This window comes from Microbacterium sp. (assembly GCF_035687345.1).
In the GTDB taxonomy this organism is placed as follows: Bacteria; Actinomycetota; Actinomycetes; order Actinomycetales; family Microbacteriaceae; genus Microbacterium.
In genome coordinates this window covers 20646-38121 of record NZ_DASRXZ010000019.1, presented here as the reverse complement: position 1 = coordinate 38121, position 17476 = coordinate 20646, and the positions used below count along the sequence as shown (strand labels likewise).

6 protein-coding genes are annotated in these 17476 nt (G+C 68.3%); all 6 read right to left on the bottom strand.

All coding sequences use genetic code 11. From position 1 onward, the window contains the following. Positions 1-41 precede the first annotated feature (41 nt). Genes VFF97_RS01965 through VFF97_RS01940 form a run of 6 tightly spaced genes read right to left on the bottom strand, consistent with a single transcriptional unit; the run spans position 42 to position 17447 of the window. The gene (locus VFF97_RS01965; RefSeq protein WP_325031811.1) at positions 42-2126 is read right to left on the bottom strand and encodes a DEAD/DEAH box helicase; all 2085 of its coding nucleotides are present in this window, start codon (positions 2124-2126) and stop codon (positions 42-44) included. Next, positions 2119-3426, bottom strand: a complete 1308-nt coding sequence (gene brxD, locus VFF97_RS01960; RefSeq protein ID WP_325031810.1) for a BREX system ATP-binding protein BrxD — start codon at positions 3424-3426, stop codon at positions 2119-2121. Before brxD ends, VFF97_RS01965 begins: the two co-directional genes overlap by 8 nt. Continuing rightward, positions 3426-6104 carry a BREX-2 system phosphatase PglZ gene (gene pglZ / locus VFF97_RS01955; RefSeq protein WP_325031809.1) on the bottom strand — a complete coding sequence of 893 codons (2679 nt, stop codon included), beginning with the start codon at positions 6102-6104 and terminating at the stop codon, positions 3426-3428. Before pglZ ends, brxD begins: the two co-directional genes overlap by 1 nt. Beyond that, the gene (locus VFF97_RS01950) at positions 6101-9676 is read right to left on the bottom strand and encodes a hypothetical protein (protein ID WP_325031808.1); all 3576 of its coding nucleotides are present in this window, start codon (positions 9674-9676) and stop codon (positions 6101-6103) included. The genes pglZ and VFF97_RS01950 overlap by 4 nt, the downstream gene beginning before the upstream one ends. Beyond that, complete coding sequence (gene pglX, locus VFF97_RS01945; protein ID WP_325031807.1) at positions 9673-13257, bottom strand: BREX-2 system adenine-specific DNA-methyltransferase PglX; 3585 nt, start codon at positions 13255-13257, stop codon at positions 9673-9675. Before pglX ends, VFF97_RS01950 begins: the two co-directional genes overlap by 4 nt. Next, positions 13254-17447: a protein kinase domain-containing protein gene (locus tag VFF97_RS01940; RefSeq protein ID WP_325031806.1), complete on the bottom strand. Its 4194-nt coding sequence runs from the start codon at positions 17445-17447 to the stop codon at positions 13254-13256. The genes pglX and VFF97_RS01940 overlap by 4 nt, the downstream gene beginning before the upstream one ends. Positions 17448-17476: the final 29 nt, after the last annotated feature.

Genomic DNA, 17476 nt, shown 5'->3' with positions numbered 1-17476 from the left:
GCTCGATATGACTGCAGCACTGACAGGGGTTTTCTCTCGATTCAGGGCGCTCGTTCCTCGTTGAACGTGCGCACGATCACCGCGCTCCGGGCAATCTCAGTTCCTCCTGCCCGGTCCACGAACCGCTCCGCGAGTGTCGCGCGCGCGAGGTCAGGCGGGAGCGCCGCGGAGAACTTCAGCCCCTCGACAGCCTCCCGAGGCACGTGCGGCAGAACCTCGCTGAGGTCGAGTCGAGAGAGGAGCCCCGCGGAAAGGGCGGAGGCGAGATGGATCGCCTCATTCGTACAGCGAGCCTCGTACTCAACGGGAAGTGCGGCCGCAAGAGTCTCGTTGGCCCGAAGCCCGGCGAACGTCCAGAGCGTAACGCCCCTGTCACTGCGTTCGTGTACGATCCCATCGGGATCGACCCTGTTGGACCACGCTTCGCGGAGCTGGGGCAGCAGCGCCTTCGCGCGTTGTGAGAGAGTCACGTCGGGCTCAGCGCCCAAGAGGACATCTCGGCGCGCTCGCACCATCTCGAATGCCTCGGGCATGGGCGACGACGACCACCGCGTCTTGCCGCGAGCCGAGTCCTCCTCGACGTCCACGACGTGGCGCTCCCAGTCCACGCTTCTCACACGCCAGGCGCGACCCGCAAGGAGCAGCGGCTTCTCTCCCCGCAGAACCTCCCGTGTGAGCGAGATGGGTTCGATCGAACCGATCTGCTTGCGCCCGTTCTGCACCGAGAGCTCGAGGCCCGCCACGAACGTGCTCAGCAGGTCGAGGAAGTTCCGCCCACCGAACACCTTCTCCGCGGTCGGGCCGATGAAGAGCCACCCGCCGTCCTCCACGAGGAACTCCGCCTCGACGAGGAAGGCGAGCACCGCGTCCCCATCCGTCATGACCGGACTGCTCGCCCACCACTCGCGCCAGGCCGTACGGGTGAACCGGGACTCCTGCAGCGCGAGGGCGAGGAGCTGCTGGGCCGCGATGTGCCGCGGGGAAGGGGGAGGGGTGATCGGCTCGACGAATCCCGCCGCCCAGCGGTGGAGCAGGCCCGCGGCGCGCAGGAACGTCTCGTGCTCGGTAGCGAGAAACAGCGCGTTGCGCGAAGTCCCGGCACGACGACCTGTCCGTCCCAGTCGCTGGAGGAAGGAGCTGACAGAGCGCGGCGCGTCGATCTGAATCATCCGATCCAGGTCGCCGATGTCGATGCCGAGTTCGAGCGTCGATGTTGCGACGATGACGCAGTCCCGCGCCTCCGCGAAGGCGCGTTCCGCCTGCCGGCGCTCATCGAGCGACAGCGACGAATGAGAGACGAAGACCGTGACGCCGTGCTCGCGCAGATCAAACGCGAGTTGCTCGGCCTGGGCGCGTGACTCGCAGAACACCAGTCGCTTCTCACCGTGGTGCAGTGACGACAGGACGATCGCCGCGTTCGTGATCGATCCGACGTAGTCGAGGGTGATCTCAGGGGGCGCTGGCGCGTCTCCCGCGGTAACGACCTTCCCGGTGCCCGTGCCGGCGTTCGACCCCTGATACCAGGCGAGCACCTCGTCGGGGTTTCCCAGCGTCGCCGACAGACCGACGCGCTGGATGCGGCCCGCGGCGAGTCGCTGCAGTCTCTCGAGAACGGCGACGAGGTGCCATCCGCGATCGGCTGCCGCGAATGCATGGATCTCGTCGGCGATGACCGCGCGAAGTCCGCCGAAGAGCAGCCGATGGTCGACGCGCCGCGACACCAACATCGCTTCGAGCGACTCCGGGGTGGTGAGGAGGATGTCCGGAGGGTCGTTCAGGATGCTGCGGCGAGCGCCGTCGCCCACGTCACCGTGCCAGAGCGCGACCCGCCGGCCGAGCCAGCCCGTGTACTGCTCCAGGCGGGGGAGCAGGTTGTTGAGCAGCGCCTTGAGGGGGGCCACGTAGATGACGCTGAGCCCGGTCCACCCTTCATCGACCATGCGGGTGAGCATCGGGAATGTCGCCGCCTCCGTCTTGCCGCCGGCGGTGGGGGCGATCAGGAGGCAGTCCGCACCGGAGAGCACGGGGCCGATCGCTTCGCGCTGCAGGGGCCTGAGGTCCTGCCAACCGAGCGTGTTGGCGACGTGGTACTCGAGTGCGGGGCTGAGGCTCGCCTCGTCAGACATCGAGTGCGATCCCGTCGACTCCGGCCGCGGCACGTTCGTCCGCGGTCAGTTCGGCCGCGGCCACGGCGATTCGCGTCGCGTCTTCGGGGGCATAGTCGGGGAACTGCTCGATCCTGTCGAGGATGTCGATGAGCTTCCGCAGGTACAGGCGCGGTGCGATGCCGACCTTGCCCCCGAGCCTGCCGGCGACGGTGTCCGCGAGAGCGCCCAGGTAGCGGTCGTCGACCAGCGCATGAACGCGATCGGACGCGGGGCTCCCGGTGGCGTAGATGTCCCTGATTCGCCGGCCCAGTTCGATAAGGCTGTCGCGCTGGAACCCGAGGAGACGCACCTGCGGCGCCCGCGGGTTGTCCCAGCGCGGGTCTCCGCTGAAGTCGACGCTGATGCGGGCGGCGAGCGGGGGGAGCCTCTGCACGCCCTGAGTTCCGTCGAAGAAGGCAGGCGTGCCGGTGATGAGGACGTAGAGTCCGGGGAAGCGGCCCGCGTCGACTTCATCGAGCAGTTGCCGCAGCGCGTTGAGCGACTTCTCGCGCACGTCGCTGCGCACCCGCTGAAGCGTTTCGACTTCGTCGAGCACGAGGACGAGGCCTCGGTAGTCCGAGTCCCGCAGAACCGCGAGGAGACCCTGGAGAAACCCGAAGGCGCCGAAGTGGTCGAGTTCGCCGCGGATGCCCGCGGAGCGGCGCACGGGCGCGGCGACGTGCGGCTGTCCGCCCAGCCACGCGGCCAGCCCATCCGCTGTCTCGATGTCGCCTGCCAGGGTCGCCGCGTGATAACCCCGAAGGGCAGCCGCGAACGCCGGCGCGGTGCGGGAGACGACCGCAAGGCGCTGCTCGAGAAGGGCGGCCGAGCGGCGGGCTACTTCGGCGTGGTCGCCGGGGTCGACTCCCGCGGCGATCACATCCTCGTCGAGGATGCGCAGCCATCCATCGATGACCTCCCGAAATGCGCTGGGCGGCGTCGACTCGGTGGCCAGACTCTCCGTGAGGCGGCGGTACACCGTCTCCAGCCTGTGGAGCGGTGTCTCCGTCTCCGAGATCTGCACCTCGGCTGTAGCGAAGCCTCGCTGCTTCGCCGTCTCTGTGAGCCAGCGGGCGAAGAACGTCTTTCCGGCGCCATACTCGCCGCGAACGGCTTTGAACACCGCCCCGCCGTCGGCCACGACGTCCAGTTCGGCCAGCAGCGCGGTCTCGAAGCGCTCCAGCCCCACCGCCATGACGTCGAGTCCTCGCTGGGGCACGGTCCCGCGGCGCAGCGCGTCGATGATCTCGCGTCTCCTTCGGGGGCTGACCGCGACCATCACGCCTCCCCCAGTGCGAACTGCTCGCGCAGCAGCTCGCGGTCGAGGACGACCGTGACACCGTCCGCGTCGAACTCGATGACGGGATACCCGTCGACGTTCAGCACTCGCCGCAGAGACGCCAGCAGCCCCGCGAAGGTGCCCACGGCGACACCGACGGCGGCGGCGAGCGTGTCCCGATGTGCGCGCCCGTTCCCGGCATCGAGGGAGGCGATGATCGTGGTCGTGAGACGGTCGTCGATCGGGTGACGCCCGGCGATGGTGCGCCGCGCACGGTAGGTGGGGCTCGCCGTGAGCAGTTCCGCGAGCGCCCTCGGGCCCGAGGGCCCCTCGGAATCGGCGAGCGGTTCCGGGTCGAAGAGGGTCGGGATGCCGGGGTCCGGGGTGTTCGCGGTCTTGGCCCGGGCCGGCTTCGTCTTCGGCTTCTCCTGCGGCTCCTCGAATGCGGCGGCGCGGCGCGGCTCGTTCCACCAGGAGGGTTCCTGCGGAGGTGCCTCGATCCAGCCTCGCGGGTCGTCTGCGCCTGGAGGCTTGAGCACCAGGACCGGGATGGCCAGCTCGGCGAGGGAGGCGCCGCCGTGGTATCCGGCCTTCTTCGAGGTGTACCGGATGCCGTCCGAGACGGCGAGGACTGCTTCGCCGCCCGGGGCGAGCACGCGCGGCCCCGAGACGATGACCTCATCGGCCTGCACGGGGCCCGACCCGACCGGGCGCCAACGAGCGGAGGCGTTGGCCACTGAGCGCAACTCGCCGCCGCGTTCGACGACATGGCCGTGATCGGAGGTCAGGATCACGATGCGACCCGCCGCCTCCGCCGCGGCCAGTAGCGCCTCCAGGTGCGCAACGGACCGCAGCGACCAGTGGAGCGCGTCGACGTCGGCGCTCGCGAGTGCGTCATCGATCGTGTTGAGAACGGCGCCGACGATCTTGCGCGTCGGGTCGGCTATCGCTTCTGTGACTGCCGGGGGAAGGGCGTGTCCCGCCTCGGACCGCAGGTCGTCCTTGTGGAAGACGAGTCCGTTGGCCACGGTTGCGAAGCGGGACTTCTCGACCTGCTGACTGCCGGCCAGCAGTTCGCCGGCGAACAGCGACGTACGAGAGTACTGGGTGATCGTCGGCAGCGCGGCGATCGCGAAGCGTCGGCGACTGCTGTTCTCAGGCACCAGCTCGGTCCAGCCCGTCGCCGCCAGTTCGCTTGCGAGCTCTACGGCGGTGGGGATGCTCATTCCGTCGAGCACGATGAGCAGAACGCGCTGTGCGGCCGACAGCGGCACAACGGTGTCGGCGAGCAGCCGCTCCACCGGAACCGTGTCCGTACCGACCAGGGGAGCCCCGCTGAGGTGGGATGCAGCGGCCTCGCTCTCCCGTCGGAGCGCCTGCTGCACGGCGAGCGCGAGGGTCTTGTACGCGGCCGCGAGAGCACGATCCGTGTCCCCGCTCCAGAGGTCGCCGAGTGCGCGCTCCGCCCACGCGCTGTCCTGACCGTAGTGCTGGATCGCGCCGTCCAGGGACGGCGCCGCGTCGTGCGTGGCCGTGAGCCACCGGGTGAGACGCGCCGCCATATGGGCGGTGTCCAGTGATCGCTGGAACAGCGGTCGAGCGCTGTGGGCTTCGACCGCCTTCAGCGCCTCGTCCACGGCACGCGAGGCGATCTCGCTGGGCGCGGCGGCAGCCCCTTCGACCGCGGTCGCGAACTGCCGGGTACGGGCGCGGAGGCCTGCGGGGAGGAAGGTCGAGGCGGCGGCGCCCTCGGCCCAGCTGATGTCCGCACAGATGGCTTCAGCCTGGTCGAAGACGTCGCGCGCGTGGTGGTCGCCGCTCGCAAGCCACCGGCGCGTGATCAACTGGGCGGCTGCTCCGTATCGCGCTGCGGCCGGCGCACTGGGAGCATGGCCGATGTACTGCTCCACGCGAACGCGGGCGGCGGCAGTTGCCGGGTCCGGCGCCACGGCCCCCGCCGACCAGAGTTCGGCGACGACGAGACCGACCGCGACAACGGAGATGGGTCCCGAGGCGGTTGCCACCCGAAGAGCCATGGCGAGGTGCTGGTCGATGTACGTTCCGGCCGCCCTGACCAGGCCATCACGGGCATCGTCGTCGAGATCGGTGAGGCGGGCGCGCACGCCGGGGTCGTCGAGCGGGGTGAGCGCGTCGGCGATGTCGAGATGCTCGGGTCGCTCCAAGCCCAGGAGGGCGAGGAGGATCGACCGGACGACGTGCTCGGCGGTGAGGAGACCGCCGGGAGCGGGCAGGTATCCGCGCTCGCGTCGCAGCTGGCCCAGGAGCCGGGGCACCCACCGACCGAGTTCCCGCACGGGGCGCGGAACGATGCTGTCGCGAGCGCCGAACATGCCCGGGACGGCGTTCCACTCGTCGAGGTCGGTGAGCTTCTGGTGCTCGGCGTCGAGGACGACGGCGGTGCCCAGGTGAGCCTCATCGAGGTCGGTGAGTACCGCGACGAACTCGCTCGCGGGTGCGGACCGCATCGCGTCGAGCGCTGCCAGTCCGGAGAACCCCTCGACGATGCGCACGGTGTGGCCCTCGATGGCCAGCGTGTCCGGTCCCGACCACGCCGGCTGGGCGCGGACGAGGATGGTGCGCGCGCGGCGCCGCGGCGCGCCGAGCCACGCTGCGAGGTGGTCTCGCAGCGCGGATTCCGTCGCCTTCGGTGCCGTCACTGGTCATCGACCTGCCAGGTGATGGTCACGGTGTCGGACTCCCCGACTTCTGCGGTGATCTCCTCGTGAAGCTGCCTCAGCACGTCGTCCAGGTCGGCGACCTGGGCCTTGCGGGTGTGCGTCGTCGACGGCTTGGGCGCAGGCGGCGGTGGCGACGGCTGCACGATGAGCTCACGCGCCTTCGCTGCGGCGGCCTTCAGTCGCGGCTCAAGAGGCATCACGGATTCATCGAGCGCCGCGGCTTCACGCAGCGAAGTGAGCACGTGGCCGAAGGCATCATCCCCGCGTGTGCGCGCGGCCTCGAGGATGCCCCAGTCCAGCCCTGTGAGCTCCTGGGCGAGCCTCTCCGCATTGCCGTGCGTGCTCCCGTGCGCCGAGAGTTCGTCGGGGAGGTCGAAGGTGGCCAGCGTCTCCACGAGTGTCTTGTCATCGGGCGTGCTGAGGATCGCCTTCACGACGTCAGCGACCCGCCGCGCAGTCGCGAGGCGGCCCGTCGCCGCGGTCCGATCGAGCTGCAGCACGTCAGCGTGGTCCAGCAGAGCAGCGGCGAGGTCGGATGCCTTCGAGCTCCGCGCCTGGTTGCGCAGGGCGCCCGCCCAGCGGGCGACGGCGCGCGGGGTCAGATGCGGCTCGGGCGCGACGCCGAAGATCGCGCCCGCCCGGGCCTTCGCCGCCGCCCAGTCCGCATCACTGGGCAGGTTCGCCCGCCGCAGGACCGCGCCGTCGGGGATGCTCCCGACCTGCGGCACGACTCCACCACCGAACTCGCGATTGTCGAGGATCGACCAGACAAGGAGGATGGCGTCCTGCATCGCCGCGGTCATACCCCACGGCGCGAGCTTGGCGCGGAGCGCTCCGACGGTGCAGCCGGAGCCGAGCTCCCCGTCCCACCGTGCGAGGTGCGCCCCCCACGTGAAGTGCGCGCTGTCGACGACGAGCACGTTCTCGTTGACAGCGCCGAGGCCGAGCGGGCTGATCACCTCTCGCGCAAGCCTCTGCTCGTGTGCGCTCAGCCCCTGGCGCCGGCCGCCCGCCTCCACGGTCTGGGTCGCGAGCGCGACGGCCTCACTGAGCCGTGCCGAGCGCACTTCGTCCGCGCCGAGATCGGGATGGTCGGGGAACTCGTGCGCCCAGGCGGTTTCCAGTGCGTGACGGAACCCGGTGAGCAGGGTGCCGGTCGCCGGCGGTGGGATGGTGAGACCTTCGGCGAGGGTGCTGAAGATCTCGTGACCGGCGAGGTCGCTCCCGACGTTCGTCTCGTCCGGGGCGTTGACGCCGTAGGCCTGACGGAGTGCGGTCGTCAACACCTCCCGCAGGGTGCGGCGGCGCGACTCGAGGGTCTGTCGGGCAGGACCGCGATCGGCGAGCGGAAGGTGGTCCGCATTCTGATCGAATCGGCTGCCGGTGAGGAGGTACTCGAGGATGACGAGGTCGCCGAGATCCTTCTGCCGGGCGTCGGAGAGGAAGTTGGGGATCCAGGTGATCGTGTTGGCCGAGCGCCCGCTCTCCCGCAGTTTGCGAAGCCGCGCCACGTCGTCTGCGGGGCTGTGGTTGTCGGCGTCGTAGGGGAAGTCGATGATCGCCCGCCACTCCGGATCGCTGTGGATGAGATCGCTGTCGAGGACGTCGGACTCGTCGCGGACGTTCCCGAACTTGACGGTCACCGGGCGCTTGTGCCCGCGCCAGACGTGCTCCAGAGTGCGTCCGACGAGATTGTCCGGGGGCAGCCCGAGTTCGTCGGCGATGAGCTTGCGGATCAGTTCACGTCGGGTCTGCTGGTTGTCCTCGGTCCGCACCCGGTCGAGGATCCCGTCGTAGTCCACCCCGCTCAGCGTCGCGGTGATGATCGGGTCTGCCCCGTCGCCGATGGTGATCTCGCCGAATTCCGCGGCCCAGGCGCGGGCGCGGGCGAGGACGTCTTCGGCTTCGCTCCCGGGGATGAAGGCGTCGATCGTTCCCCAGTTCAGCGCCGCGAGCTTCGCCGCGGTGAGGTTCGAGAGCGACTTGGCCTCCGGTGCGAGCGCCGCGATGAGGACGGTCTTGGCAAGCCGGTCCTCGGTCACGTAGGGGTGGTTGCGCGGGAGGGTCGCGACCTGCTCCTCGGTCACCCCGTGCTTGCGCAGCAGGTACGGCTGCATCTTCGTCCGGTAGAAGCGGGCCGAGATGGCGAAGTGCTTCTTCATGTCGTCGGTGAGCGGCTGAGACCCACCGAGCACGACGGGCTCGTACAGGTCGCCGACGGGGATCACGTCGCGCGCGAGCAGGGTGTCGCGACCCTCGCTGAGGAGTTCCGCCATGAGCTTCAGCGCTGTGCGCTCGCGCTGCATGAGGCTCGAGAGCGCGACCATGGTGTCGACGAGAGCGGGCGAGAACGGGTACACGTTGGCGAACGCGTTCTCGTCGGAGTTGGCCTCATCTGAGAGCAGGTATCCCCAGGCGGCGTAGTCGCGCTTGACCTCGGCGACGGCCTTCGCCAACGTGTCTGCGGCCTCGATCGAGACCGGGCGAAGGAGTCGCTGCTTCACGATCTTCGGCAGATCGGCGGCCTGAAGCCGGATCTTCGAGAAGCGGTCCTCCCAGTACTGGAAGAGCTGCCCTTGGGCGACGCGCTGGGCGCCGGCGACGTGAGTCCCGAGGAAATCGCTGAGCGCACGCTGGCGCGCGAGGAACGAGGTGATCGGGATCGGCAGGTTCGCCGCGGCGTTCTCTCCGAGCTGCACGACCTTCTCGATCTCGTTCTGCACCCAGCTCTGGTCGCCGAGGTGCTGACCGAGCCAGAGCACGACCTCGTCGATGAGGAACACGAGCCCCTGATATCCGAGTGACTTCGCGTGGCCGGTGAGCGCCCGCAGCCCGTCCTTCATGGGCAGCCATTCCGACGAACGGATGGCGGCTTGGAAGTAGGCGTCCCGCAGGTCGGCGACGAGGCGATCACGATCGGGATGCCCCGGGGATTCCGCCGCCGCGGCCTCGAAGGATGCGGCATCCCACCCGCCGTCGAGGTCGCCCCAGCCGCTGTCTCCGCCGCCGAGGCCGTCGAAGAAGGCGTCGTCCCCGATGCGGGCCCGGAGGGATCGTGCATCGGCGATGAGCGCGTCACTGGCGTGGAGGACGGGCGCGGCGGTGTCGGGGTGATTCTGCGCCACCCAGTCGAGGTAGCCGCCGAAGATGGCGTCTTCGAACGACCTGGCGCCCAGGAGGTTGAAGTCGAGCACGAGCAGCTTCTGGTCGAGCGTGCTTGTCCGAGCGGCGACCACGGCTTCGAGCCCGGGAATCTGGCGTGCGGTGACGTTCCCCGAGAGCAGCAGGTGCAGCACCGCCATGTAGTGGGACTTGCCAGAGCCGAACGAGCCGTCGATGAAGGCGCCCTGCGACTTCTGTCCCTTCAGCGAGCTGCCGACGAGGTCGAGGCCCTCGGCGACGGCCTTGGCGATCGCGTCGGTGACGACGTAGTCCCGGATGGTCTGCTCGTGGCGGGCGACGCCTTCGTCGAGCTTGATGACGAAGTCGGCCGCTTCGACTCGTTCGGGGATGTGGATGAGTTCGCGCAGCGGCGTGTTCAGGTCGGTCATGATGCGCTCCTCCTCCCACGGGTGGGTGCCGGCGGCCGCCAGGCGGCGACCTGGTCCCGTCCGATACCGAGACGGGCGAGCAGGGATGTGATCAGGCCCGAGATGGCCTGCGCCGGGCTGACACCCGAGCGGGCGTCGATCTCATCGTGCCATTGCTTCAACCAGGGTTCGAGTTCGAGCAGCACCCCCACCAGCGGAATCACCTGCTCATCGGGCGCGCCCGCACGGCTGAGGTCGTTCGCCAGCCGCGCGACCGCCTGAGCACGCTCCGCGTGGTCCCACCCCGCCCAGCCATACAACTCGGTGGAGTCCTCCGGCAGCCGGGCGCCAGGGAAGGACACGAATCGCTCCTTCGGCACGTCCAGCTTGCCGCGCGCGGACCAGTACGACGGCTTGACGAAGTCCGCCGGCTTGTACTTCGGCGGCACCGGCACCTCCACCCGCTCACCCCGGTCCTCCGCGCGCTGCAACTCCCACGTGCGCTCCCACTCCCGGAACTTCTCCATCCCGGATTCCTTGTACCGCAGAGCCGCCAACCCCGGGACCGCCTCCCCGGCAAGCAGCCTGCCGACCTCCGCCGTCAAGTCATAGTCCTGAGTGCCGAGGTGGATGATCATCAACTCACGGAACGCCTCATCGCGACGCAGATCGTCCGCAACCTGGGCCGCCGACCGGACCAACGGGCGCCCAGAACCATCCCGCCACAGCTCCGGCGCCTCCAGACGATCCAAAAGAGCCTCAACCGCAGCCTCCGCTACAAGCTGCTCCCACGAAGGTCCAGCCCACCGCCGCTTGTACTCCGGACGCTCCAACATTCTGATGAAGCCGGATTCCGCCGCGTCATACCGCGCCTGCCACAGATCACGCCACGCCTGCGAACCCTTCTCCGGCGTCTCCGTCAACGGCGTCCGACCATGACGGTCAAACCACGCGGACTGCTCGCGGCCTTTGGCCACGGCGCGCGCGAGCCGCACTTCGAATGGCCGCTCATTCGGCTCAATCGGCACAATCTCCGGATCGGAAGGCGCAAGCGACGCGTCGACAAGGCCGTACGCCGCATACACCTGCCAATCAAGTTCTTCTTGGAGGGCAACCATTGCGCGACGGGACTTGTCCCACTGGAGGCGAGCAGCGCTGAGCGCTGCTCGCCCGCCGTTGATTGCTTGCCGCGGCGAACTCACTTCAAGACGGTGCGCCTCCTCGTCGATGCGGATCGCGAGATCGCGCGGCAATCGCGCGGGCAGCGGAAATGCCTCGAGCTTGGTGCCTGTGAACTCGTACCGGTCACTCCAAGGCTGTTGACTTAGGCGTGCTCCGTCCTGTCCCATGGGGTCACCACCCTTGGGATAGCTGACCTGCTTGAGCCAGAAGCAGGCCGTGGACGAGTTGAGCACCCCGAGCAGATCGAAATGCTCGTCCTCCGTCGCGCCCTCCGGCAGCTTGATCACCGGTGCGGAACGGTTGAACACCTTCCCACCCCGGTCGAGCACGAAGTGGTTATGCGTCGCCACAAACGCGAAAGTGATTGTGTGCTCTGCGGCACCCTCGTCTCGAGGGAGTTGATGCCACTCATACCAAGGACGTCCATCGCTGAAGTAGGTGCCGCCCGTGAAGGTGGCGCGGTTCCCAAGTTCCGTTCGCACCCGCCACATCCATCGCGACTGACGTGGATACACCTCGAGAGGGCGTAGGTTGTGAAAGCGGTCATAAGGGAAGAACGTCGGTAGCGCTTCGCCAATCGTCCAGTCCCGAACTAGGTCCCCCACAACGAGCGGCCGAAACGCGTCAGGCTCATTTCGGCGGCGTGCCTCAGCGGCCGGCACCATGAACGCATCGTCGGCTCCTTGAATCCCAAAAACGCCGACCCGATAAGCGACGCTCCCGAGGCGGCTTTCGCTGCGCTGCTCGAGATGAGCGTGGAGGTCTCCAGCGCCGCCGCCGGACAGAGACCACGGAAATCGCGCGAACGCCGCACGTGGCATTTCGGCAACCGAAACGAATTCGCCATCGTAGTGGGCGCGATCGATATGTGCGACCACTTCACACCACACCTTGCCCTGCGACGGGTCAGCGGGCTGGCTCGGTTCCCCTCGGACTCCGAGTACGGCGCGCAGGGTCTCGCTTGACGGCGCCCGGCGCCGGCCGGTGAGGATAACCGTGGGGGTTCCGTGGCCGGGAATGTACGCGCCGGAGGTGTCGATGATGTGTGTCAGGTCCACGCGCGTGTTCAGGTCCGCTCCAGACAAGAACTGCTCGATGAGCTTCTTCCCGAACTCGCGTTTCATGAACGAGTTCGAGGTGATCTGACCCACGAAACCTGCGGGACCTCCGCCCTCGGGTTTCCGTGCGAGCTTGAAGAAGAGCTCCATGAACGGCACCGAAAGCGCGTACTTTCCTGCGCATGTCGAGTAGAGGTCCCGGTACCGCTGATTCAGAACCCGGTCCTTGACCGTGATGTAGGGCGGGTTGCCGACGACGACGTGGTACTGCCCGGGACGAAGGATGTCGGCGTGCTGCTGCAGATCCTCGACGGAGTACTCGAACACTTCCCCGTCGCCGAAGTCGAACCCCAACTGCACAGCCTGACCGCCGAGCAGCGAGTCCCCGATCGCGAGGTGATACCGGAACGCGGGAGCCGCGACAAGCGTCCGGATGCCCGCCGCTTTGATCGCCGCGACCGTGAGGCGGAAGCGTGCGATCGCCACCGCGAACGGGTTGAGGTCAACCCCGTGGATCGAATCGAGCGCGCGCTGCACCCGTTCCCCGAGTTCCACGTTCGGGGCGGCGGCCGCCCATGCGTTCACCAACCGGTCGAACGCGCCGAGGAGGAAGTGGCCCGAACCGCAGGTCGGGTCGATGAGCTTAAACCCCGAGAGCCCGAACTCCGTGATCGCCGGCTCCAGAGTCAGGTCGAGGATGAACTCCTCGACGAACACCGGGGTCTGCAGCAGCGCATACGTCTTCTTCGCATACTCCGACAGGTCCTGATACAGGTCCCCCAGGAACCGCGTATCCAACTCCGGGTCACGGAAGTCATGGACAAGGTCGCCACCCGGCGTCGTGCGGCGAAAGAACGCGAGCAGCGCATCCGACGCCCCCGCCGAGATCGGCGCGTGCCACACCGGCGAGTGATCCGGATCGACCAGGGGCCTCCCCGCGGGAAGAGCCGCGAGAGTGCGGAACGCCTGCTGCAGCCAATCCCGACTCGTCATCGTCGGAGACGCCGCATAGAACGCGGCCTCATTCTCCACCGCGCGCTCAAGTCCATCACCGGGTCCGGCGATCCACGGCTGCGGAACCCGCCGGCCATCCAACTCGGCACCGGCCAGCAGGCCGTTGTCCTCCGCGAACCGGATGAACACCGACGCGATGATCCACGCGACCGCGGCCTGCGAGACCTCACCATCGCGCCACTCGATCCACGGCAGACCCGTGCGTTCCTTCGCCGTCGCCCGATCGAACTCCGCACGAAGTCGCTGCCCCCACTCCGAGGCTTCATCCTCAGCCCGAACCCGCAGGTCCGTCTCCAACGACCGCAGAACCTGCTTCAGATCCTTCAGCAGTGCAACGGAATCGATCACAGCAAGGGCGCCTTCCGAACCAAGGACTCGTCAACCACAGCCGTTCTCCCCTGATCACCGCCACCGGCAGCCGGCGGGACCTCAAGACTCAACTCGAGCCACCCATCCGCGCCGAACGGCATCGGCACCCCGTCCAGGTGAGGGGTGCTGCCCGACAACGGGCGAGGGAGCAGGAACCACCGCGCGGCAGCTCGGGGCCTCCCCAGATCCGTGACGCCGGCGATGAGGTCCTCGAGCCCGAAGCGCGCCAGAACGGCCGCGTTGAGAAGGAGCAGGGGCTCGGCCCTCTGCATGAGTTCGGCCCACTCCGGCGTGATCGCCGCCCGCGCGAGCCGCGCGAGGTTCCGGCGACCGCGCGAGCCCACCGGCTCCCCGTCCGCTCGCAGAACGGTCAGCCAATCGACGTTCTTCGCCGCCGCCGCCGACTTCAGCGCGGTAAGCGCCACGTCGGCGAGATCCACGACGGTCAGACCGTACTGATTCGCCAGGCGAGTCGCCGTGACGTGCAGACTCTGCCGCCGCGAAACAACCAGGGTGAGCGGGGCTCTATCGCGAATCGAGGCCTTGAGCTTCGCCACGATCGCCGGGTCTTCGGCAGAGTGCCCCCATGCCGTGGCCGAGTTCGTAGACGCGAGCGAGAGGGTCTCGACAGCGCGCGTAACGTACTTGCCCGCGTCGTCGAGCCACTCCAGGTGCGGCATCGCTGCCTTCACCGGTACGTCGAGCGCCGGGCGCCCGGGAATGGCCTCGATCTCCGGGAAGCGCGCGCGCACACGCTGCTCGATGGTCTGAATCGCGAGTTCGCGCGTGGGCGCTCCGCGAAGCGCGAGTTCCACGGCCTTCGCGGGGGTGAAATCCGCTCGATACACCTCTCCCATCGAGGAGAGGCGACCGCGCGCAGACAGGCTGACCGCAAGCTGCACGAGCCTCGTGTCCGGGATGCGAAGGGGCCGGATCCCGTCACCGAGGAGCGCTTCGCGCACCTGCGGCGCGGAGATGAGCTCCTGCTGGTCGAGCAGCTGATCGACGACCGAAGCGGAATGAAGAAGCGTCTCCAGATGCTCTTCCGCTTCATCCAGAGTGAGTCCCGAACCATCCTCCGGTGCATACGCGACCGCGATCTTCGCCCGATCCCGCGTCATCTGGATGACGAACAGCGGCTCCCTGGAGCGGGTGTCCAGCTCGATCGCAGCGCGTGTCACCGCAACCGCAGCCGTTGTGCGCTGCGGGTCCGTCAACGTCGACCCGTACTCACGCAGCAGGCGGCGGGAGAGTTCGTCCAGCGTGGCGAGGTTGCCGAGCTCCCGGACCCAGCGCGCCACATCCTCCGTGACCGTCTTCAGCGTCTGGTTCCTCTTCAGCCGCTTGTAGCGGTCTTCGGACGTCTCGTCCGGCTTCACGGAGATCGTCGAGATGAACTTCTCCACCGCGCGGCGGCCCGGAGCCTCGGGAACCACGTCGTGAACGGTGGTGGGCGACGCGAGGCGGTGACGCCACTCACGGATCCGTCCCTGAATCTCTCGGCGCACCTGCTCACCGAGCCCGCGAAGCTGGTTGATCTGCATCGGCGGGACACCGAGCAGCTCCCCGACGGTTGCGACATCGAGTCGCGCCAGGGCGGAGAGCGCCCGCGCGCTGAGTCCCGCCTCATCGAGAGGGGTCGACTCGGCAGCGGCTGCAGCCTTCGCGTCGTTGGCCGCCGCATCCTCTTCACCGACCGCAGCGCCCGCGAGCGCGGCGATCCACGCCGTGCGCATCGAATCGAGGCTGGCGTGCCGCTCCGCCGCATTCGGCGCGAGTGCTGTGCGGAAGAAGGCGACGAGGCCGTCAGCGATCGCCGGATCGAACATCGTCGCCTGCACGATCGGCGCATCCGTCGGGCTTGACGGCGCATCGCCCTGCTCCCACCAGATCGGGTCTCCCGCCGCGAGCTCGAACAGCGTCGCCGCGATCGCGAACCGCTCCGCCGCGCTGTCGTACTGGGGGCGAGTCGGTCCGAGGTAGGGGTCGAGATATGGCTTCGATCCGGAGCGGATGTTCGTCAACGGCTCTTCCGCGAGCGAGAAGTCGAAGAGAGTCACATGGGGCTTGCGCGTCCCCGGGTCGGGCTTGACGGCGAGGTTCGAGGGCTTGATGTCGCGATGGAAGACGCCCTTCGACTCCAGATGGGCCACCGCATCGAAGAGGTCGAGCGCGTAGCGTTCCAACTGCTCGATCGTGGCCTTGCCCTCGAGCCGGATGCGGTCCGCAAGCGTCTCGACACCGGCGTCCGAAAGAAGGAGTCCCTGCCGGGTGCCCACCGTGAGCGGGCCGTCCAGCCTTTTGACGATGCGCGGATGGTCCAGCCGGTCGAGCACCTGCGCCTCGACCGCGAGGCGAGCGGCGGCCGCGTCATCCTTCGCGAGTTTGAGGATGACGTGTTCGAAGTCCCGGTCGTAGTCGGTGACCTCGAGCGCGACACCGGTCGAACCCGAGCCGCGTCGCTTGAGGATCTCGAACCGCTCGCCGACGATGTCGCCGACGGCAGCGTCGAGCGGATCGATCGTCGTGTACTCCGGCTCCGGGTGCACAGCGGCGCGCACCGTGGAACGCGCGTGCTCGAACTCGTCGACGAACTGGGCGATGTCGATCGTCCGGTGCGCCTCGTCGAACGCCGTGGCGTCGATGATGACCTGCGCGTACTCGTCCGGCAGTTCCTGCATCTGCGCGCGCGGATCGATGCCTTTCGCGCCGCTGGCCATGAGCTCTTGGAGGGCGAGGATGTTCGCCGCCGGCGGCTTGCCGGTCAGGATCAGCGCCGTCAACGCGCCGACACCGTAGACGTCGAGCGTCTGAGGCGAGGCCGCCGTCTGCCCTCGGAGTGTCTCCGGGGCGAGGTAGAGAACCGCTTCCTGATCGACCTGCGCCATGAGGTCGGTCGCGCCGCGTGAGATCTCCGTCGACGTCGAAGTGCCGTCGTCGGGTCGCCGGGCGAGGTCCCAGTCTCGGATGTGAATGCTGCCCGTCGCGCCGGGCGAGACCTTCACCCGCACGCTCACCGGCGAAAGCGCGCGGTGGGTCAGTCGCTGGCTGTGCGCGAAACGGACAAGCTCCACGAGATCTTGGACCAGGCGCTCCCGCTCTTCGAACGTCAGCGTGTCGGCGCGAGCCTCCAGATAGGCGGCAAGGCTCATCTCATCGGGGTCGTAGGCGAACAGGAGAGCGGGACCCTCATCCGTCGTCAGCAGCTCCGCGGGGCCGATGATGCCGGGGTGGTTGACACCGAAGGTGAGCTGGAACTCGCGACGAGCTCGAAGATCGATCGCATGCTGGATGTCGCGGCCCGCGCCCTTCGGATACGGGAAGAGGCGGATGCGGCGCTTCACCTTCGCCTGCGGGTGAGAGACGAGGAAGTCCTGCCATCCCGGCCCCTCACCAAGCGGCTCGCTGGACTCGAGCGGGTACTGACCGATCATGCGCTGCCGCGGGCGGGGAATGAGGCCCGCGGCATCCATCAGCTTGTCGATGACGTTGGCGCGCGCTTTGTCCACGTTGCTCGGGCCGGGGTCGCGGAGCAGATCGCTGACGGTGCGGCCGGGGCCGAGACCCTGCACATTGAATCCGTCGAGAGCCCACACCGACTCCGCCCCGTACTGGTCGAGCCGGAGCTTCGACCCGCGGCCGTGCATGACGATGGCCTCACCGATGTACGGAACAACGTCGGCGGGCGCGCGGACGGTATGCGCGAGATCCTTCAGCACACTCGCCAGTCGCTTCGCCTTGGTGTTCGCGAGAAGCCGAGGGTTCTTCTCGGTGCGACCAGCGTGGTACCACGTCGTCTGATTGCCCGTGATCTCACCGCGCCAGCCCTTGAGCTCGACGACGAACAGCCCCGCCTTTGTCAGGACGAGGGCGTCTACTTCATTAAGGCGGCCATTCGAGTCGGTAAACGTCAGGTTCGTCCACGCGCGTGCGATGCCGTCGTCAGGAAGGAGATCGCGGAGCTTCTCGAGCGCCTCTGCCTCCTGCGCCTGCGCCGGCTCCCCAAGGACACGCCACAAAGGCGAGTCGGATCGCATCGCGCCTCCCACCACTCGACGGGCTGCTTGCCCACCACCCCCGCAGCAGAGCGTCGGGACGTGAAGCCGCGGGTGGAGCCAGCCTAATAGCGAGACTTCAGGATGACGCGGCACGCCAGCCAGCCGCGTCATGAGAAGCGAGAGGCCCCCATCGCTAGGGG